Source organism: Streptomyces hazeniae, from assembly GCF_031845485.1.
Classification (GTDB): Bacteria; Actinomycetota; Actinomycetes; order Streptomycetales; family Streptomycetaceae; genus Streptomyces; species Streptomyces hazeniae.
In genome coordinates this window covers 204,377-222,191 of the sequence record NZ_JAVREQ010000007.1, presented here as the reverse complement: position 1 = coordinate 222,191, position 17,815 = coordinate 204,377, and the positions used below count along the sequence as shown (strand labels likewise).

General features: G+C 73.0%; 18 protein-coding genes. 7 read left to right on the top strand and 11 right to left on the bottom strand.

Features of this window, described 5'->3' with window-relative positions; genetic code table 11:
• Window positions 1-47: 47 nt before the first annotated feature.
• Window positions 48-1,580, top strand: coding sequence for an APC family permease (locus RM572_RS10900; protein ID WP_311673061.1), 1,533 nt, complete (start codon window positions 48-50; stop codon window positions 1,578-1,580).
• An 87-nt stretch (window positions 1,581-1,667) separates the two neighbouring features.
• Here RM572_RS10900 and RM572_RS10895 read toward each other — a convergent pair whose 3' ends face one another.
• The 8 genes from RM572_RS10895 to RM572_RS10860 all read right to left on the bottom strand — a co-directional run bounded on the left by RM572_RS10895 (window position 1,668) and on the right by RM572_RS10860 (window position 8,344).
• A complete protein-coding gene (locus tag RM572_RS10895; protein WP_311673060.1) occupies window positions 1,668-2,546 on the bottom strand; it encodes a SigB/SigF/SigG family RNA polymerase sigma factor in 879 nt (292 codons plus the stop codon).
• Between the two features lie 130 nt (window positions 2,547-2,676).
• Window positions 2,677-3,111: an ATP-binding protein gene (locus RM572_RS10890; RefSeq protein WP_311673059.1), complete on the bottom strand. Its 435-nt coding sequence runs from the start codon at window positions 3,109-3,111 to the stop codon at window positions 2,677-2,679.
• 117 nt (window positions 3,112-3,228) lie between these two features.
• A complete protein-coding gene (locus RM572_RS10885) occupies window positions 3,229-4,476 on the bottom strand; it encodes a PP2C family protein-serine/threonine phosphatase (RefSeq protein ID WP_311673058.1) in 1,248 nt (415 codons plus the stop codon).
• Complete coding sequence (locus RM572_RS10880; protein WP_311673057.1) at window positions 4,476-5,492, bottom strand: SpoIIE family protein phosphatase; 1,017 nt, start codon at window positions 5,490-5,492, stop codon at window positions 4,476-4,478. The genes RM572_RS10885 and RM572_RS10880 overlap by 1 nt, the downstream gene beginning before the upstream one ends.
• On the bottom strand, window positions 5,477-5,983 hold the full coding sequence (locus tag RM572_RS10875) for an anti-sigma regulatory factor (RefSeq protein WP_394813577.1): 507 nt from the start codon (window positions 5,981-5,983) through the stop codon (window positions 5,477-5,479). The genes RM572_RS10880 and RM572_RS10875 overlap by 16 nt, the downstream gene beginning before the upstream one ends.
• Complete coding sequence (locus tag RM572_RS10870) at window positions 5,980-6,423, bottom strand: STAS domain-containing protein (protein ID WP_311673088.1); 444 nt, start codon at window positions 6,421-6,423, stop codon at window positions 5,980-5,982. The genes RM572_RS10875 and RM572_RS10870 overlap by 4 nt, the downstream gene beginning before the upstream one ends.
• Window positions 6,424-6,445: 22 nt before the next feature.
• Window positions 6,446-7,321 (bottom strand): STAS domain-containing protein, encoded by an 876-nt coding sequence (locus RM572_RS10865; RefSeq protein WP_311673056.1) that lies wholly within the window; start codon window positions 7,319-7,321, stop codon window positions 6,446-6,448.
• A 96-nt stretch (window positions 7,322-7,417) separates the two neighbouring features.
• Window positions 7,418-8,344, bottom strand: coding sequence for a Ppx/GppA phosphatase family protein (locus RM572_RS10860; RefSeq protein WP_311673054.1), 927 nt, complete (start codon window positions 8,342-8,344; stop codon window positions 7,418-7,420).
• Window positions 8,345-8,478: 134 nt separating this feature from the next.
• Between RM572_RS10860 and RM572_RS10855 the strand changes: the two genes are divergently transcribed.
• Window positions 8,479-8,697: a DUF4236 domain-containing protein gene (locus RM572_RS10855; protein WP_027762782.1), complete on the top strand. Its 219-nt coding sequence runs from the start codon at window positions 8,479-8,481 to the stop codon at window positions 8,695-8,697.
• A gap of 40 nt (window positions 8,698-8,737) precedes the next feature.
• Here the strand turns inward: RM572_RS10855 and RM572_RS10850 are convergent, their stop codons facing one another.
• The 3 genes from RM572_RS10850 to RM572_RS10840 all read right to left on the bottom strand — a co-directional run bounded on the left by RM572_RS10850 (window position 8,738) and on the right by RM572_RS10840 (window position 11,721).
• Complete coding sequence (locus RM572_RS10850; protein ID WP_311673052.1) at window positions 8,738-9,898, bottom strand: acyl-CoA dehydrogenase family protein; 1,161 nt, start codon at window positions 9,896-9,898, stop codon at window positions 8,738-8,740.
• Between the two features lie 96 nt (window positions 9,899-9,994).
• Entirely contained in the window at window positions 9,995-10,774 is a 780-nt protein-coding gene (locus RM572_RS10845; protein WP_311673051.1) for a CoA-transferase subunit beta, read from the bottom strand.
• A 29-nt stretch (window positions 10,775-10,803) separates the two neighbouring features.
• On the bottom strand, window positions 10,804-11,721 hold the full coding sequence (locus RM572_RS10840) for a CoA transferase subunit A (protein ID WP_051307895.1): 918 nt from the start codon (window positions 11,719-11,721) through the stop codon (window positions 10,804-10,806).
• A 168-nt stretch (window positions 11,722-11,889) separates the two neighbouring features.
• On the opposite strand from RM572_RS10840, the gene RM572_RS10835 reads away from it, so the two are divergent.
• From RM572_RS10835 to RM572_RS10810, 5 genes are all read left to right on the top strand, one after another.
• A complete protein-coding gene (locus RM572_RS10835; protein WP_311673050.1) occupies window positions 11,890-12,801 on the top strand; it encodes a LysR family transcriptional regulator in 912 nt (303 codons plus the stop codon).
• A 179-nt stretch (window positions 12,802-12,980) separates the two neighbouring features.
• Complete coding sequence (locus RM572_RS10830; protein ID WP_394813576.1) at window positions 12,981-14,333, top strand: MFS transporter; 1,353 nt, start codon at window positions 12,981-12,983, stop codon at window positions 14,331-14,333.
• 200 nt (window positions 14,334-14,533) lie between these two features.
• Window positions 14,534-14,797 carry a DUF4190 domain-containing protein gene (locus tag RM572_RS10825; protein ID WP_311673048.1) on the top strand — a complete coding sequence of 88 codons (264 nt, stop codon included), beginning with the start codon at window positions 14,534-14,536 and terminating at the stop codon, window positions 14,795-14,797.
• 447 nt (window positions 14,798-15,244) lie between these two features.
• The gene (locus RM572_RS10815; RefSeq protein ID WP_311673047.1) at window positions 15,245-16,237 is read left to right on the top strand and encodes a LacI family DNA-binding transcriptional regulator; all 993 of its coding nucleotides are present in this window, start codon (window positions 15,245-15,247) and stop codon (window positions 16,235-16,237) included.
• Window positions 16,238-16,445: 208 nt separating this feature from the next.
• Entirely contained in the window at window positions 16,446-17,807 is a 1,362-nt protein-coding gene (locus tag RM572_RS10810; protein ID WP_311673046.1) for an ABC transporter substrate-binding protein, read from the top strand.
• Window positions 17,808-17,815 lie beyond the last annotated feature (8 nt).

Below are 17,815 nucleotides of genomic sequence, written 5' to 3'. Positions count from 1 at the left end.
CACCACGGAGACCCGACCCCGGCGACCGGAGAGGAACCGAACCCGCCATGCTCACGGGCAGCACAGAAGAGATCAGCACCTACAAGGGGCAGCACAGAGCCCTGCGGGCCGGGCGGATCGGCACCGTCGGCCTGCTGCTCTCCGTCCTCGCGGCCACGGCGCCGCTGATGGTCGTCGCCGGCGTCATGCCCACCACGTACGCCGTGATGGGCATCACCGGTCAGCCGCTGCTCTTCGTGATCCTGGCCGTCGTGATGGCGCTGTTCAGCGTCGGCTACGCGGAGATGAGCCGCCACGTGCACAACGCGGGCGCCTTCTACGCCTACATCGCCCGCGGCCTCGGCGGCTTCACCGGCGCCGGCGCCTCGTACGTCGCGCTCACCGCCTACAACGCCATGCAGGTCGGCATCTACGGCATCTTCGGCTTCGAGGCGTCCCTGCTGCTGGACACCTACCTCGGCGTCCAGGTCGCCTGGTGGGTTCCCGCCCTCGTCGCGGTCGCCCTGACCGGCGTGCTGGGCGCCCTGAAGATCGACCTCAACGCCCGGGTGCTGGGCGTGCTGCTGGTCATCGAGGTGCTGCTGATCGTCGTGGTCGACCTGGCGTTCGCCGCCGACCCCGGCCCGTCCGGGCTCTCCCTCGCCGCCTTCGACCCTGCCACGCTCTCCGGCGCCGGGCTGGGCACCGCCCTGTGCTTCACCGTCGCCGCCTTCGTCGGTTTCGAACAGGCCCCCGTCTACGCGGAGGAGACGAGCCGCCCCCAGACCGTGGTGGCCCGGGTGATGTTCCTCGCCGTCGGCTGCGTCGCGGTGTTCTTCGCCCTCACCTCCTGGCTGATGAGCGTCGCCACCGGGCCCGGCAAGGTGGTGAGCGCCTCCCAGGAGCACGGCCCGCAGCTGCTCTTCGTCCTCAGCGACGCACGTCTGGGCGGCACCTTCACCGACGCGCTCCACCTCTTCTTCGTCACCGGCATCTTCGCCTCGATGCTGGCCTTCCACAACGTCGTCGCGCGCTACGCCTTCGCCATGGGCCGCGAGGGCCTGCTCCCCTCCCGGATCGGCCGCGCCTCCGCGTCGACGGGCGCCCCGGCCTTCGGCTCGCTGCTCCAGACCGTCGTCGCCTTCCTGGTGGTCGTCGGCTTCGCCGTCACCGACGACACGCCTGTGGGCGACCCCACCACCCCGGTCCTGCGGCTGTTCACCTGGATGGGCAACCTCGGCGCGCTCGGCGTCATCGTGCTGATGGCGCTGGCCTCCGTCGCGGTCATCGCCTTCTTCGTACGGCGCGGCGCGGGCGCGGCCCAGGGCCCCAGGCTGCTCTGTTCCGGCCTCGCCGCCCTCGGCCTCGCGGTCATCTTCTGCTACGCCGTGGCGGACTTCGAGGTGCTCATCGGCACCGGCGACGGATCGGCGCTGCGCTGGATCCTGCCCGGTGTGCTGCTCGTGGCCGGTGCCGTCGGCGTGGCGGCCGCGCTGGCGCTGCGGGCCCGCAGCCCGGAGTCGTACGCCCGCATCGGCCTGGGCAACGAGGCGTTCCGCCTGGAGAACGCGGCGGCGAAGAGCGGCGACCAGGCCCGGTAGCCCCGCACGCCGCACGGCCGCGGACCTCTGGTATCCAGAGGTCCGCGGCCGTGCGGTGAGGTCCCGGTGGGCGCGCCGGCGGAGGCGTCAGTCCTCGACCAGCGCGGTGCGCAGCCGCCGCAGGCAGCCCGACAGCAGGCGGGACACGTGCATCTGGGAGATGCCGAGCCGTTCGCCGATCTGCGACTGCGTCAGCTCCTCGCCGAAGCGCATCTCCAGGATGCGCCGGTCCCGCGTCCCCAGCCGGGCCAGGTACGGCTTGAGCGCGTGGAGCGACTCGATGGTCTCGAACGTCGGGTCGCAGTCGCCCAGCCGGTCGGCGAGCCGGGGCCCGTCGCGGTCGTCCTCCCCGTCGTCGGAGGCACCGTCCAGCGAGTCGGCCGTGTAGCCGTTCGCCGCGACCTGGCCCTCGATGACCTCCTCGACGCCGATGCCCAGATGGTCGGCCAGCTCCTGCGGCGTCGCCGACCGCCCGAGCGAGGCGAGCAGTTCCTCGCCCGCGACGGCCAGCCGGATCCGCAGCTCCTGAAGGGCGCGCGGCACGTGCACGGCCCAGGTGGTGTCGCGGAAGAAGCGCTTCATCTCGCCGAGGATGTACGGCACGGCGAAGGAGGTGAACTCCACGCCCCGGTCGAGGTCGAACCGGTCGATCGCCTTGATCAGGCCGATCGTGCCGACCTGGACGATGTCCTCCTCCGGCTGGCCGCGGTGCCGGAAACGGGCGGCCGCGAACCGGACCAGCGACAGGTTCATCTCGATCAGCGTGTTGCGGGCGTACTGGTAGGCGTGCGTGCCCTCCTCCAGCGTGCGCAGCCGCTCGAAGAACAGCCGTGACAGCCGGCGGGCGTCCTTGGGGGCCACGGCACTCGGCACGTCGAGCTGGGGGAGTCCGGCGACGTCGCCGTCGGAGGTCTCCGCCTCGGCCCGATGGGGCTCCACCGTGGACATCTCGGTCGCGGGAGTCATTGCGGGCTCTCTCCTCGTGAACTGTCGTCGGACGGCAACAAGAAGGACCTGCCCCGGAAAGCGATCCGTACACGTCCCCGGTCTCCGACCGGCCCGAACACGTCGTTCGCGGGCCGGGGCCGGCGCGATCTCACAGCAGGGGGAGGTGCGCGGTGACGGTCTTGCCGCCGCCGCCGTGCCGGGCGATCGTCACCCGGCGGGCGAGCCGGCAGGCCAGCGCCCAGCCGTACCCGCCCAGAGTGGGCGTGCCGTTCGTCGACGGCTCGCACCGCCGCGGCATCTCGTCGCTGCCGTCCGCGATGGTGAGGATCAGGCAGTCGCGGTGAATGCGCGCCTGGAAGGCGGTGATGCCGCCGCCGTGCCGGATCGCGTTCGTGGCCAGTTCGGAGGTCACCAGCAGCGCGTCCGCGACCGTGACCGTTTCGTCCTGGAGTTCCGCGCCGGCGGTGCCGAAGTGCAGCTCCAGCAGGTGGATGACGCGTTCCCGGGCCTCCGCCGCCGTGTCCGGCGGCGGTATCGGTTCCCGGTCGGCGGTCGGCGGCCGTTGGTTTCTCAGCTGTTCCATCTGGGCGTCTCGTTCCGTCTCCGTCTCCGTCTCGCATGCCCGCTCGTCGGCCGCGCATGCGCCGGAGCTCCGGGCGCCGACCGGACGGCGCCTCGCCGTCCGGACGCGGGTGGTCCTTCAGCCGCCCTTGAGAGGGAGCCGCATGGCCAGTGCGAGGGTGTCGTCGGGATGCAGCACCACGGTGTGCATGGCGTCGGCGACGGCGCCGGGCACCTCCTCGATGGGCCGCTCCCGGTGCTCGACGGCCGCGGTGACCAGTCGTGCCTCGCCCTCGACCGGGTCGCGCCGGCTCTCGGTGAGGCCGTCCGTGTACAGCAGCACCAGGTCGCCGGGCGCGAGGCCGACGGTGAGGGTCCCTTCGCTGCCCGGGAGGGGGAAGCCGACGCCGCGGCCGCGTACCTCCAGGTACTCCGTGGTGCCGTCGCGCCGCACCAGCAGGGCAGGCGGGTGGCTGCCGTTGGCGAGAGACAGATGCCCGGTCGCCGGGTCCAGCCGGGCGAGGAGCACGGTGGCCATCGTCTCGGCGTCCACCCCGGAGACGATCTCCCCGGCGCGTTCGACGAGAGTCGCCGGCGGATGCCCCTCCAGCGCGAGGGTGCGCACCGCGTGCGTGACGTTGAGGGCGTCCCGGGTACTGCGCACCCCGTGGCCCAGCGCGTCGACCACGGTGATGTGCACGGTGCCGTCGGGGAGGGTGAACCAGTCGTAGAGGTCGCCGCCGGTCGGGGCGTGGGTGTCGGCCGGGGCGTAGTGCACGGCGAGTTCCAGCCCGGGGACGGTCAGCGGCGGGGGACGCAGCGCGTCCTCGAGCTCCCGCAGTATGCGGCCGTGGGCGCTGCGCAGCTGCTCGTCCCGCTCCTCCAGCTCGACGTACAGCGCGAGGACGCCGCTGTTGGTCTCGTCGAGTTCGTGGGTGAGCCGGCGGTGGTCGGCCGCGAGGGAGTCCGCCCGGTCCAGGACGGCGCGCAGTTCCTCCTCCGCCGCCTCCTCGTCACCCTCGCCGTCCGCGCCGTCGACCACCGCAGGCCGGTCGGGGTCCGCGGTCAGCGGCAGACGCCACACGGTACGGCCGTCCGCCACCGTCTCGGCGGACAGCGGCAGCCTGACCGGCACGGCGCGTTCGCGCGCAAGCCCGGCGTCCAGCGTCACGGTGAGGACGCCCGGTCCGGCCTCCCGGTGCGGGCCCACCTCCGCGGTCAGCCGTACGCCACGGCCCGCCTCCGTCTCGCGGCGGGCGACCAGGGCGACCGACAGCGTGAGCCGGGCCCGCTGCTCGGCGGGCAGGCCGTGCAGCCGAGCGAGGCGCCGCACCGCCCGCCGTACGTCGGGCAGGGTCGCCAACAGGGCTGTGGCCGACGGGGTCATCACAGTCCTTCCATGCTGAGTGCCGTGGCGTCGTCACGGTACTTGCGATGACGATGTGCCAGGGCGGCCGGCAGCAACTCGGGCGGCAGCCGCAACAGGAACGGGCTGGGGGCGTGCGACCAGCGGGACGCGATGCCGTCCGAGTACAGCACCGCCACCTGGCCTGTGCGCAGCGGCACGCTGCGGACCTGCGGCGTGGGCAGGTTCCAGCCCACCACGCCGGGGCGGCCGTCCATCCGGCGATGCTCCTCACGCGGGGACAGCACGCACAGACGTATGTTGCCGACGCCGCAGTACTCGGCGCGGCCCTCGTGCAGGCGGAGGAGGCCCACCGCGGCGCCGCGGGTGTGCCGCAGACTCCGGTGCAGTCCCTGCACGATCTCCGGCAGTGTGCGGTCGGCCAGTCCCTCGAACGCGCGCAGCGCGGTGTGCGCGGCCAGCGCCGCCGGCTCCCCGTGGCCCAGTCCGTCGACCACGAGGGCCGTCGGCGCCCCGGTCTCCCCGGCGACGGCGCAGCCGTCCCCGCAGAACTCCTCGCCCTCCGCCGGTAGCCGGACCATGCCCGTCCGCCTCGCCGCCGGCGACGTGTCGGGAGGGGTGATCCGTGCGGCGGCGACGGTGCCCTCGCCGGGCTCGGTGCGCACCAGGAACCCGCCGGAGATCCGCTGCACGGCGCCCAGTCCGGTGCCGAGGGTGCCGGTGGTGGTGTACCCGTCGGAGAGGCACCGGGCGAGTTCGGCCATGCCGGGGCCGCGGTCGGCGGCCAGGATCTCCAGGCCCGGAACCCCGGGGACCGGCTGAAGGTACACCACCCCGTCGACGGCGTGTTTGTCCAGATTGCTGGCCAGTTCGCTGGCCACCGCCCCGGCCTGGTCGGGCAGCGGGCCGGTCAGCCCGCAACGGACCGCGATCTCCCGCGCCCGGGACGCGGCCAGATGCACGGCGCTGTAGTGGTCGATGCGCACCTCGACCGTCGGCGACGGCTCCGCACGACGGCCGTTCACCGGTCCGCCCATCGCACGGCGGTCACCACGGTTCCCTTTCCGGGCGCCGAGCGCACCTCGAAGTCGTGCATGAGGCGCCGCGCACCGCCCAGGCCGTGCCCGAGCCCGGCACCGGTGGTGAACCCGTCGGTCAGCGCACCCTCCAGGTCGGGGATGCCCGGCCCGTCGTCGCGCACGGTCAGCCGCAGCCCGGCGCCGCGGGCCTGGCGCAGCGCCTCCAGGGTCAGCGTGCCGCCGCCGCCGTGGATGTAGGCGTTGCGGGCGAGTTCACTGGCCGCCGTCACCACGCGCGTCTGGTCGACCAGGCGGAATCCCAGCGCCTGTGTGGCGGAGCGCACGGCGTGCCGGACCGCCAGCAGGTCCTCCTCGGTGCGCACCGGGTACGACTCCGACGAGGAGTCGGGCGAGGCTCCCGCCCCGGTCCGCTGGTGCCCGATCCGGTGGCCGGGGGCGGCTCCCGACCGGGAACGCGGCGCGTCACGCGGATCGTCGGGGAGGGTCACTCCTCGGTCACCCTCTCGCCGTCACCGTCGCTGTGCGGGCCGGGCCGGTCGCCCTCCCAGGTCTGCCGCCAGCCGAGCGCGGCCATACCCGCCTCGGCGTTCAGCGCGGTCTCCACACCGGTGAGTTCGATGCCGAGCTCCACCAGGGTGATGGCCACCGGCGGCCGCATCCCGGCCACGATCACCCGCGCACCGAGCAGCTGGGCCATGGTGCTCAGCTCCATCAGCGCGCGCGCCACGAACGAGTCGATGATCTCCACGCGGGAGATGTCCAGCAGCACCCCGCGGGCACGGTCGGAGACGATCCGGGTGGTCAGCTCGTCCGCCAGCGCCATGGCGGTGGTGTCGTCGAGTTCGCTGAGCAGTCCGGTGACGAGCGTGTCGCCGAGCCGGAGGATCGGCAGCGTGCCGGCGCTCGCGGCGTGCTCCGGGTAGGGCACCGGGGTCCGCGCCGGGAGGGAGTCAGCCACGGGCGCCGCTCCGCGCATCCGCCTGCCGCGAGGTGAGTTCCATCGCGGTCTCCAGCGCGTCGGCGAGGGTGGCCCGGGTCAGGATGTCCGACAGGTCGATGCCCAGCTGCACGATGGTCTGCGCGATGCCCGGCTGGATGCCGCTGATGACGCAGTCCGCGCCCATCATGCGGACCGCCTTCACCGTCTGCATCAGGTGCTGTGCGACGGAGGTGTCCACCGTCGGCACACCGGTGATGTCGATGATGGCCACGGACGCCTCGTGCTGCTGGATGGCCTCCAGCAGGTTCTCCATCACCACCTGGCTGCGCGCGGTGTCCAGGTTGCCGATCAGCGGCACCGCCAGCACCTGGCGCCACAGGCGGACCACCGGCGTCGAGAGTTCGAGCAGCTGACGGCTCTGCCGCCGGATGATCTCCTCGCGCCCCTCCACGAACGTCTCGAAACACAGCGCGCCCGAGGCGTCCAGGATGCGGCTGACCAGCAGGGCCGCGGCGAGCATCTGCCGGCCTTCGGCCAACTCCTCCTGCACGGCCTCCAGCAGGGCTTCCTTGAGCTGCATCACCGCCAGCGACGTCACCGTCGGCGCTGCGCCGGCCCGCGCCCGGCGCAGCGACAGGTCGACCACCACGTCGCGCAGCCCGGCGTGCTCGACGATGATGCGCTCCGCCGGCAGCCCGGCGGCGAGCGCCGAACCCAGCGCCGTCACCAGAGCGTCCGCATCCTCGTGCAGCTCCGACTCGACCAGGCCGTCGTGCAGCCCGGACCGCTCCACCTGCAGCTGCACCCAGCGGTCGGCGATCTCGGTGCCGCGCTGCGACAGCACCTCGCTCAGGCGATCCCGAACAGCAGACTCCGTGACACTCATGCCCGAACTCTGCCACACCCCGTCGCCGGCTCCCTCCGCAGCGGGCCTCTCCGGCGGGGGACGGGCCGTCCCGGGGGCGCCCGTCGACTCCGGCGCTCACCGCTCCAGGTCCGCCAGGCGCTGGAGGAGCAGGCCCTCGCGCACCGCCCACGGGCAGACGGTGACCTTCTCCAGCCGCATCTGCTGCATCGCCGTGTGCGCCACCACGGCGCCGGCCAGCGCCTGACGGCTGCGCGGCCGGCTGATGCCGGGCAGCTTCGCGCGCTCGGCGGCCGGCAGGCCGGCCAGTATCGTCACCGCCTTCCGCAGGTCGGCGCGGGACAGCTCCCGCGTCACGTGGACGCCCTTCTTGGCGGGCGGCGCTCCGCACATCCTGGCCAGCTGCTGGAACGTACGCGACGTGGCCACGGCCGTCAGCGGCTCCGCGGCGCGCACACGGGCGGAGATCTCCCGCAGCTGCTCCTCCGCCCGGCTGCGGACCGCCTTCACCGCGCGCTTCGGCGGCGGGTCGGCGCGACCGAAGTACCGCCGGGTCAGCCGGCCCGCGCCCAGCGGCACCGAGGTGGCGAAGTCCGGCATCCGGGTCCCGCCGAAGGCGATCTCCAGCGAGCCGCCGCCGATGTCCAGTACGACCATCGGCCCGGCCCGCCAGCCCATCCAGGCACGTGCGGCCCGGAACGTCAGCTCCGCCTCACGTTCCCCCGACATCACCCGCAACTCCAGCCCCGTCTCGGCCAGGACCGCGTCCAGCACCTCGTCCCGGTTCGGCGCGTCCCGGACGATCGCGGTCGCGAACGCGTCCAGGTCCGCGACACCCCAGCTCTCCGCCTCCTTGCGGGCGGCGGCCACCGCGTCGGCCAGCAGGGTGATCGCGCACGAGGGCAGCCGCCCGTCCCGCTCGACCAACTCCGCCAGCCGAAGCCGCTGCTTGGCCGTGTGCACCCGTGCCGGCACGGCCCCGTCGAGGTCCGCGACCTCCAGCCGCACCGTGTTCGATCCCGCATCCAGCACACCCATTCGCATGCGCTCGTGCGTACCCGCACCGGCCACGGAACACCCGTCGCCGTCGGGGTGCACTCCGCCGAACACCGGGTACGCGACACGGAGTACGCGGGTTCCGCGACGACATGCGGACCCGCGGAGAGGAGAGAGACGCCATGGCGATCACGTTCCGCCGCAGCATCCGCATCCTGCCCGGAGTGCGGCTCAACCTGAACCGCCGGTCCTGGTCGCTGACCGTCGGCTCGCGGCGCGGTCCGAAGCACACCTGGTCCTCCACCGGTCGCCGCACGACCAGCTACGACCTGCCCGGGCCGTTCGGCTACCGCCGCTCCCACCGCTCGCGCCGCAGCGGCGGACGGACCGTCAGCCGCTGAGGCGGCCCCCGGGCCGGCCCTCCTGGCGGTCCCGAACCGGTCAGGTCATGGCGTCGACGCCCGTCAGGGCGCGGCCGATGAGGAGCTTCTGCACCTGCGAGGTGCCCTCGTAGAGCGTCAGCACCCGAGCGTCGCGCAGGTACTTGCCGACCGGGTACTCGTCGATGTAGCCGTAGCCGCCGAAGACCTGGAGGCAGTTGTTGCTCACCCGCACGGCCGTCTCCGCGGCGTGGTACTTGGCGGTCGAGGCGTCGGTGCCGTATTCCCGGGGCCCGAGCCCCGCGTCGGCCATGCGCGCCACGTGGTGGGTGAGCAGCCGGGACGCCTGGACGTCGACGGCCGAGTCTGCGAGGAGCTCCTGCACGAGCTGGAACGAGGCGATGGACCGCCCGAACTGGGTCCGCTCGGTGGCGTACCCGACGGCGGCGTCCAGCGCGGCCTGGGCGACGCCCACCGCGCCTGCGGCCACCGAGATGCGGCCGCGGGACAGCGCGCCGAGGGCGATGCCCAGCCCTTTGTCCACCGGCCCGAGGCGGGCCGAGTCCGGGACGCGTACGCCCTCGTAGGCGAGTTCCGCGGTGGCCTGGCCGCGCAGGCCGAGCTTGCCGTGGATCTCGCGGGCGGTGAAGCCCGGCCGGTCGGTCGGCACCAGGAACGCGGTGAGGCCTCTGTCGCTCGTCCGGGCGAAGGTGAGCGCCACCCCGGCCACCGAGCCGTTGGTGATGAAGGTCTTGGTCCCGTCGAGCACCCAGTCGGAGCCGACCCGGGTGGCCCGGGTGGTCAGCGACGCGGCGTCCGAACCCGTTCCCGGCTCGGTGAGGGCGAAGCAGCCGAGCGTCTCCCCAGCGGCCAGCCGCGGCAGCCACTCCGCCCGCTGCGCCGCGCTGCCGTGCGCGGCGACGGTCTTGGCGACCAGCCCGAGGGAGACGGACACGATGCCGCGCACCGCGGAGTCGCCGCGGCCGAGTTCCTCGGTGACCAGCGTGTAGGACAGCATGTCCGCGTCCACGCCGCCGTGTTCCTCGGGGAGCGTCAGGCCCAGGAAGCCGAGCGAGCCGAGCGCATGAACGATGCCGGGATCGACCCGCTCGGCGCGGTCCCACGCGCGGGCGTGCGGGACGATCTCGGCGTCGACGAAGCGGGCCGCCATGGCCCGGAATTCGCGCTGCGTGCCGGTGAGTCCGAAGTCGCGTGCGAGCACGGTGCCTGCCTCCTGGTCGGTGGTCGCGCCCGGCCCCCGGGCCGGACCGGTCGGTGTGCGCGCAGGGCCCGCGCGGTGCGGCCGGGCCCCGCCGGTTCAGCGCAGGTACACGCGGTCGGGGTCGACGGTGTCCCGCAGCAGGTGCAGTTCGTGGGAGGTCGGGGGCTCGACGGTGGTCACCGTGTCGGCCACCCGCAGGTCCCAGCCGGTCGCGCGGCGCGCCTGGTCGACGGTCACCCCGGGATGCACGGCGACCAGCGTCAGTTCGTCGCCCGCCCCGTTCCGGGCGAGGACGCCGAGGTCGGTGACGACCCGCGTGACCCCGGCGCCGCGCGGGGTGACGCCCTCCCGCAGTGCCCGGTCCGGCCCCGGTGAGGTGCAGAAGTCGAGGCTGTCGGTGAGCGACCGGGGATCGTGGCGGCGCATCACGACGAAGACCTCGTGGGCACCGGCCATCACCTCCATCGCCCCGCCCGGTCCGGGCAGCCGTACCCCGGGCCGGTGCCAGTCGCCGATCACCGAGGAGTTCAGGTTGCCCCACCTGTCGATCTGGGCGGCGCCGAGGAACCCGACGTCGATGTGGCCGCCTTGCAGCACGTAGCCGAACAATGCGGGCATGGGGAGGACGGCCTCCGCGCCGGTGACCAGGACGGCGTCGGCGATGGTCTCCGGAAGGTGCGAGGGGTGCGCGCCGCACACCCCGGACTCGTAGACGATCTCCAGCTGCGGGGCGACGGTCAGATGGGCCAGCGAGGCGGCCAGCGTCGGCAGCCCGATCCCGGCGAACACCGTACGCCGGGCGGCGAGTTCGCGGGACGCCGCGACCGCGATCAGCTCCGAGGACGTCACGGCGGCCCTCGTGGGCGCGGATGCCATGGGCGGTTCTCCTTCGCGGTGGCGGGCGGTCACAGGCGCCGCCCGTAGTTCACGGGGAGGCTGAGCGCCTCTCCGACGGCCAGCGCCGACCAGTGCTCCTCGCCGAGCAGGGCCACGTATGCGGCGTGGTCCGTCGTGCCGTGCACCCACTCGGCCATCCAGTCCTTCAGCCGTGCCGGATCGCGGCTGATCCGCGACCACGACCGGTAGAAGGCGTTGTCGCGGTCGTAGTAGCCCTGTGCGAACGACGGGTGCGCGCCGCGGGGACACGCGACGACGGCGTCCACCGCGTGCGCCGGGATCACGGTCCGGTTGGGATCGGAGCGCACCACCTCGTCGTCGACGACCTCCTCGACGACCACCACTGCCCGGGCCGCGGCGTACACCGCCTCCGCCTGGACGCCGGTGAGCCCCCAGATCTGGGTGTTGCCGCTGCGGTCGGCGCGCTGCGCGTGCACGAAGGTCACGTCCGGATGCACCGGAGGCACCACGTAGACCTGCTCCCGCTCGCCGTCGGGCCCGGGGTAGGGCGAGGCGACCGTGCGCAGGCCCGGGTTGACGGACGGGAGGTCGCTGCCGGCGTACGAGCGCAGCGGATGGAAGGGAAGGCCGGACGCTCCGGCCAGGTAGCGGCACACCATCCCGTAGTGGCTGTACTCCTCGAACGCGAGCGGCTCCGGCTCGCCCGACTCGACCCGGCGGCGCAGCTCGCCGAGCGACCCGGCAGAGGAGTTGCCCACGAAGGAGGAGACGAGCTTCGACACGCACCCGCCGGCCAGCATCTGGTCCACCACGATGTCGGCGGTCATGCGCACCACCGTCAGGTCGCGCCGCCCCTGACGGACGATCTCGTGTCCGGCGGCCGTCGGGATCAGGTGGGTGAAGCCTTCCAGGCAGACCGTGGCGCCGTCGTGCACGAAGGCCGCGACGGCCTCCCGCATCGTCATGGTCTTGTCCACGAAGGGCTCCTCGGCGTCGCGGTCGGGCGTTCCACGCTGCCAGCCGCCATTGATTAGTGTCCAATACCGAATTAAGGTCGAACCAAGACGTCAGAGAGATGAATGCGGGGGTGAGCCGCGGGTCACCCCCGGCGAAGGGAACGGACCGGAACGACGATGGAACTGCGCTACCTCACGGCCTTCGTCGCCGTGGCCGAGGAACTGCACTTCGGGCGCGCGGCCAAGCGGCTCCAGATGGCGCAGCCTCCGCTGAGCCAGCAGATCCGCCAACTCGAGCGGGAACTCGGCGTCCAGCTCTTCGAACGCAACACCCGCTCGGTACGGCTGACCAGTGCCGGCCGGTCCTTCCTCGAACCGGTGCACACCGTCCTCCGCGATCTCGACCTCGCCACCCGGGCTGCGAAGGCCGCCGGACGCGGCGAGTACGGGCGGGTCACCGTCGGTTTCGCCGGCGCCTCCAGCCACGAGACGCTGCCGCTCCTCACCCGCGCCGTGCGCCTGGCCCACCCCGGCATCGAACTGGCCATGCAGGGCCAGACCTACGCCCACGTCGCGCTGGAACGCGTCGCCGACGGCTCCCTCGACCTCGGCTTCGTCCGCCTGCCCGCCGACCGTCCCGGCGTGCGGACCCGGGTGATCTCCGAAGAGGAACTGGTCTGCGCCCTCCCCTCGGACCACCGGCTGGCGGGCCCGAGCGCCATCGCCCCGGCGGACCTCGCCGACGAGCCGTTCGTCAGCTTCCCCGCCAACGCCGGGTCCTCGCTGCGCGACGCGGCCGTACGCACCTGCGAGGAGGCCGGCTTCCGGCCGCGCATCGTGCAGGAGGCGCCCGACTCGCACACCATCCTCGCCCTGGTGGCCGCCGGTGTCGGCGTGACGCTCACCCTCACCTCCTGCCAGCACATCCAGCAGACCGGGCTGGTCTACCGTCCGCTGGCCGGCTCACCGGTGCGACTCCAGGCCGCCCTCGCGTGGCGGCGGGACAACCCGTCGGCCGCCCTGCGCACGGTCCTCGCCGTCGCCCAGGACGCGCTGCCCGTCCCCGCACCTGCCGCCCGACGGGACTGACCGTCCCGCCCCGTCCGTGGCCGAATTCCGTCGGCAGTGAGACGTAAGGCGTCTCACTGCATCAGTGATTCGGTATTGGACCCGTCTCGGTGCCGACTGGCACGGTTACCGCCATCACTTTCCGAGGCGGGCGCCCGCCGGCTCCACCCGGCCCCGCACCGCCCCTCCCCACGACGCCGATGGGAGCGAGCATGGGTGCGGCACAAGCCGCCCGCGAACGGCGCAGGACGGCCGGCCGTGCGGGCATCGGAGCCTTCGTCGGCTCGACGATCGAATGGTTCGACTTCTACATCTACGGCACCGCGGCCGCCCTGGTCTTCGACCAGGTCTTCTTCCCCGAACTCGAAGGGCCCGTCGGCACGCTCGTCGCCTTCGCCACCTTCTGGGTCGGGTTCCTCGCCCGGCCCCTCGGGGGGATCGTCTTCGGCCACTTCGGCGACCGGCTCGGCCGCAAGAAGACCCTGGTCATCACACTGCTCATGATGGGCATCTCGACCACGCTGATCGGGCTGCTCCCGGGCTACGCCTCCATAGGCGTCGCGGCGCCGATCCTGCTGGTCACCATCCGCATGATCCAGGGCATCGGCCTCGGCGGGGAGTGGGGCGGCTCCGTCCTCATCGCCTCCGAACACGCGCCCCGGGGCAAGTCCATCCTCTACGGGGCGTTCGCCCAGCAGGGCTCGCCCGTCGGCAACAGCCTCAGCACCCTGAGCTTCCTGCTCATCAGCCAACTCCCCGACGACGACTTCCTCACGTGGGGCTGGCGCGTCCCCTTCCTCGCGTCGGCCGTCCTCGTCGTCGTCGGCCTCGTCGTCCGGCTCAAGGTCGCCGAATCCCCGGCCATGGCCGAGGTGATCGAGAAGAAGCAGGCCGCCCGGGTGCCGCTGTCCGAGATCCTGCGGAAGCACCCCACGCTGATCGTCCTCGGCATCGGAGCCTGCACCATCGGGCTGTCCGCCACCTACTTCAAGACGACGTTCGCCCTGTCCTGGGCCACCTCCGCCCTGAACTTCGAACGCAGCGACTTCCTGACGATCATTCTGGTCGCCACCCTGGTGCAGATCGTCGTGCAGCCCTTCGGTGCCCTCATCGTCACCAGGATGAGGAGCTGGTCGAAGGCGGTCACGCTCATCCTGCTGCCCGAGATCGTGCTGATGCCCCTGATGTTCCTGCTCATCCGCAGCGAGAACTACGGGCTGGCGATGTTCGGCGTCGTCGTCGCGACCGTGCCGCACTGCCTCTACTACGCCGCACTCGCCGGCATGCTCGCCAGCCGTTTCCCCGCCCACCTGCGCTACACCGGCATCTCCCTGTGCTACCAGCTCTGCGGCACACTGCTCGGCGGCACCACCCCGATCATGGGCCAGTTCCTGCTCAACCGGACCGGTTCGATCACCGCCGTGATCGCCTACGCCGTCTTCCAGGTGCTGCTGACTCTCGGCTGCGTCCTCCTGCTCCTCCGCCGCCCCAACCACGACGACCGCGCCGCCGCCCGCGGGCCGGAACCCGCCCGCACGACCGCCCTCGTCTGACCATCCGCCCTCTCCAGGGGCGGGCCCCTCCCGGCGGGGCCCGCCCCTGGAGAGCCGCGCCCAACGGGAGCGGCGCGTGCCGCCCCTGGTGATATCCCTACGGGAAGGCGGCCCTCGGTGCGCACGCGGGTTCCGGGCGTTACGCTCCTCAGCCACGTCGGCCGACGGCCGGCGCAGGGAGCCCGATACTGGAGTACGCCATGGACGACACCGCGCGGCGCGACACCGGCCTGCGCCGACCCGACGGCATGGCGAACGCGGCGTTCGTCCTCGGCCTGGTCGGCCTCGTGGTCCTGCCCATCTGCCTCGGCCCGGTCGCGATCGTGCTGGGCGTCCTCGCGCTGCGGCGCGACACCACGCTCCGCGGCCGCGCGCGGCTGGGACTCGCCCTGGGAACCGCGGACGTCCTCGTGTTCGCGGTGTCCCTCGCGGCGGAGCGCGACTGGCTCGGTCCCCTCTTCTGACCACCCCCGGGTCTCCTGCCACTCCAGGACTCCGGCGGCCCCCCGGCGACCGGTGCCGGCCTCGTAGGCTGAGGACGCCCGCACCTCGCCGACTCCGTCGGCGCCGTCTGCGCGTTCCTCCACCTCCGCCCGGTGCCGCCGGCAGCGCCACGATCGAGACCGAGACCAACCTCTTCCGCGCCGTCCGTTCCGGCACCGTCCGCGCCACCGCCCGCCCGCCGCACGTCGACCGCACGTCGGCCGCCGTCGGCCGGACGCTGATCGTGGTGCAGACCGACCTCACCGACGACCGGGAACGGCTCCTCGCGCAGACCACCCAGACCCAGGCCGTGCTGCCGCCGGCCCCGGACGGTGGCGCGCCGAACCCCTGATCGGGAGACCGGCGGCGGTCCGCGCCGAGAAAGCAGGTGACGTAAGGTGGTCGCCTGTCCCGAGGGAGGAAGACGGGTGCCGCAACCGGTCACCATGAGCGACGTCGCGCGGGCTGCGGGAGTCTCGGTGACCACCGTCTCCTACGTGCTGAGCGGCAAACGGCCGGTCGCCCCCCACACGCGCCGCGCGGTGGAGAAGGCCGTCGCCGATCTGGGCTTCACCCTCAACACCGTCGCCCGCAACCTGCGCACCGGCCGGTCCACCATCGTCGCGCTGGTCGTGCCCGACCTCGCCAACCCCTTCTACGCCCAACTCGCCCGCGGCCTGCAGGAGTCGCTGCGCGGCCCGGGCTACCACCTCGTCGTCGGCTCCTCCCTCGCCCAGCGCGACGAGGAGCGCGCCTTCCTCGAGGAGGCCGTGGAGCAGCGGATGGCCGGCGTGGTGATCACCCCCTTCCGCATCGGGCCGGACGACCTGGGCCCGCTGGCCGACGCGGGCATCCCCGTCGTCGTCAGCGCGGACGTCCGTTTCGGCGACGTGGACCACGTGGCCCCCGACTCGGCCGCGGCCTTCCGCGACGCGCTCGCCCACGTCACCGCGGCGGGCCGCCGCCGTGTCGGCATGATCGCCGGCCCCCGCGACGTCACCGGCGGCGACCCCCGGCTCGACGTGCTGCGCGCCGAGGCCGGGCGGTTCGGGCTGACGCTGGCCGATCCGTACGTTGTCCCGGGCGAACACACCCGCGAAGCCGGCGCCGCCGCCTTCGAGGCCCTGATGGGCCTTCCGAAGCCCCCGGACGCGGTGTTCTGCGTCAACGACGTCACGGCGGTCGGCGCCCTGGAGAAAGCCGAGGAGCTGGGCGTCGACGTCCCCGGCGACGTCGCCCTGACCGGACACGACGACATCGAGTTCGCCTCCCTGGTCCGGCCCCGCCTGAGCACCGTCCGGTACCCCGCGATCGAGGTCGGCCGTTCCTGTGCCCGGCTGCTGCTGAGCAGGCTCGACGGCAGGTCCGCAGCCCGTACGGTGCGCGTCGCGACCACCTGGGTGCCACGCGCCTCGGCCTGAACCTCCGCCGGGTCCGGTCCCCGCCCGCGGCGTAACGACTTCCCGTAGACACCTAGCCCCGCTGCCGTCTTTGTGTTTGGCTACCCGCCACGCAATCGATTGCGTACGCCGGTCACCGCACGGTGCCCGCCTCGACCGGTCCGGCATCGGTCCGGGCCGGAGCGCCGGTCCGCCGAAGAGCCGAGCGACCCAGGGATGAGGAGAACCGATGACCCACCGAAGGCGACTTCCGCGCTCACGCCGTCTGCTCGCCCCGGCACTCGCCCTGCTGCTGGCCGGTCTGTCGGGCTGCGCCGGGACGGACGACGCGGGCGGGACGAACGCGGACACCTCGTGCACCCCGGCCGAGGGCGAGGTGACCCTGGAGTACTGGTCCTGGGTCCCCGGCATGCAGCAGGCCGTCGACCTGTGGAACCGGCAGCACCCCGACATCCGCGTGAAACTGCGCACCACCCCCGCAGGCAACGCGGGCGCCTACCAGAAGCTGTCCAACGCCCTGAAGGCGGACGAGGCGCCGGACCTGGGACAGGTCGAGTACGACTCGCTCGCCAACTTCCGGCTCAAGCAGGGCCTCCGGGACATCGCGGCCTGCGAGCCGGTGCAGCGGGCCGAGGCCGAGTTCGTCGACTGGACGTGGTCGCAGGTCACCTTCGGCGAGGGCGGCGAGGACGGTGTGTGGGCGATCCCGCAGGACACCGGGCCGATGGCGCTGTTCTACCGCAAGGACGTCTTCGACCGCCTCGGCCTGGAACCCCCCGCCACCTGGCAGGAGTACGAGGCGGCGGCCCGCACCGTGCAGAAGGCCGACGGCGACCGGTACCTCACCCACTTCTCCCAGACCGACCCCAACTGGTTCGCCGGCCTGCTCTGGCAGAACGGCGCCGAGATGTTCCAGCGGAAGGAGGACACCTGGAAGGTCACGGTCGACCGGCCGGAGAGCCGCCGGGTCGCCGAGTTCTGGCAGGGCCTGATCGACGACGAACTCGTCGCCACCGACCTCCAGGGCTTCTCGCCCGCCCTGTACAAGGCCTGGAACTCCGGTGAGGTGGTCACCTGGATCGGCGCCGCCTGGGGCTACAGCACCATCCGCGACAACGCCGGCAAGACCGCGGGCTCATGGGCGGTGGCACCGATGCCCCAGTGGTCCGAAGGGCAGCAGCGCGCCGGCAACTGGGGAGGCTCGACCACCGCCGTACTCGCCGGGACCGAACACCCGCACGAGGCGGCGCAGTTCGCGACCTGGCTCAACACCGACCCGCAGGCCCTGCGGATCCTCAACCGCGAGGGCGGCCTGTACCCCGCGGCCACCGCCGGCCTCGAACTGCCCGCCCTGCAGAAGCCCGTCGACTTCTACGACGGCCAGAAGATCTTCGACGTCTTCGCGCGGGCCTCCCGCAACGTCGACACCGAGTTCACCTGGGGGCCCACCATGACCGACACCTACCGCCACCTGAGCGACGGCACCTCGGCCGTGACCGGCGGCGAGAAGACCCTGGGCGACGTCCTCGCGGAGACCGATCGCCGGACCGCCGAGTCGCTGCGCGAACAGTCCCTGAACGTCGCCGACTGACGGGTGAA

Excerpts from the sequence above, each read along its gene's own strand:
- RM572_RS10855 (WP_027762782.1), top strand. The coding sequence starts at position 8,479 with ATGGCGATCACGTTCCGCCGCAGCATCCGCATCCTGCCCGGAGTGCGG.
- RM572_RS10830 (WP_394813576.1), top strand. The coding sequence starts at position 12,981 with ATGGGAGCGAGCATGGGTGCGGCACAAGCCGCCCGCGAACGGCGCAGG.
- RM572_RS10885 (WP_311673058.1), bottom strand. The coding sequence starts at position 4,476 with ATGACCCCGTCGGCCACAGCCCTGTTGGCGACCCTGCCCGACGTACGG.
- RM572_RS10845 (WP_311673051.1), bottom strand. The coding sequence starts at position 10,774 with ATGGCATCCGCGCCCACGAGGGCCGCCGTGACGTCCTCGGAGCTGATC.
- RM572_RS10880 (WP_311673057.1), bottom strand. The coding sequence starts at position 5,492 with ATGGGCGGACCGGTGAACGGCCGTCGTGCGGAGCCGTCGCCGACGGTC.
- RM572_RS10860 (WP_311673054.1), bottom strand. The coding sequence starts at position 8,344 with ATGCGAATGGGTGTGCTGGATGCGGGATCGAACACGGTGCGGCTGGAG.
- RM572_RS10840 (WP_051307895.1), bottom strand. The coding sequence starts at position 11,721 with ATGACGATGCGGGAGGCCGTCGCGGCCTTCGTGCACGACGGCGCCACG.
- RM572_RS10900 (WP_311673061.1), top strand. The coding sequence starts at position 48 with ATGCTCACGGGCAGCACAGAAGAGATCAGCACCTACAAGGGGCAGCAC.
- RM572_RS10890 (WP_311673059.1), bottom strand. The coding sequence starts at position 3,111 with ATGGAACAGCTGAGAAACCAACGGCCGCCGACCGCCGACCGGGAACCG.
- RM572_RS10895 (WP_311673060.1), bottom strand. The coding sequence starts at position 2,546 with ATGACTCCCGCGACCGAGATGTCCACGGTGGAGCCCCATCGGGCCGAG.
- RM572_RS10865 (WP_311673056.1), bottom strand. The coding sequence starts at position 7,321 with ATGAGTGTCACGGAGTCTGCTGTTCGGGATCGCCTGAGCGAGGTGCTG.
- RM572_RS10825 (WP_311673048.1), top strand. The coding sequence starts at position 14,534 with ATGGACGACACCGCGCGGCGCGACACCGGCCTGCGCCGACCCGACGGC.
- RM572_RS10810 (WP_311673046.1), top strand. The coding sequence starts at position 16,446 with ATGACCCACCGAAGGCGACTTCCGCGCTCACGCCGTCTGCTCGCCCCG.
- RM572_RS10835 (WP_311673050.1), top strand. The coding sequence starts at position 11,890 with ATGGAACTGCGCTACCTCACGGCCTTCGTCGCCGTGGCCGAGGAACTG.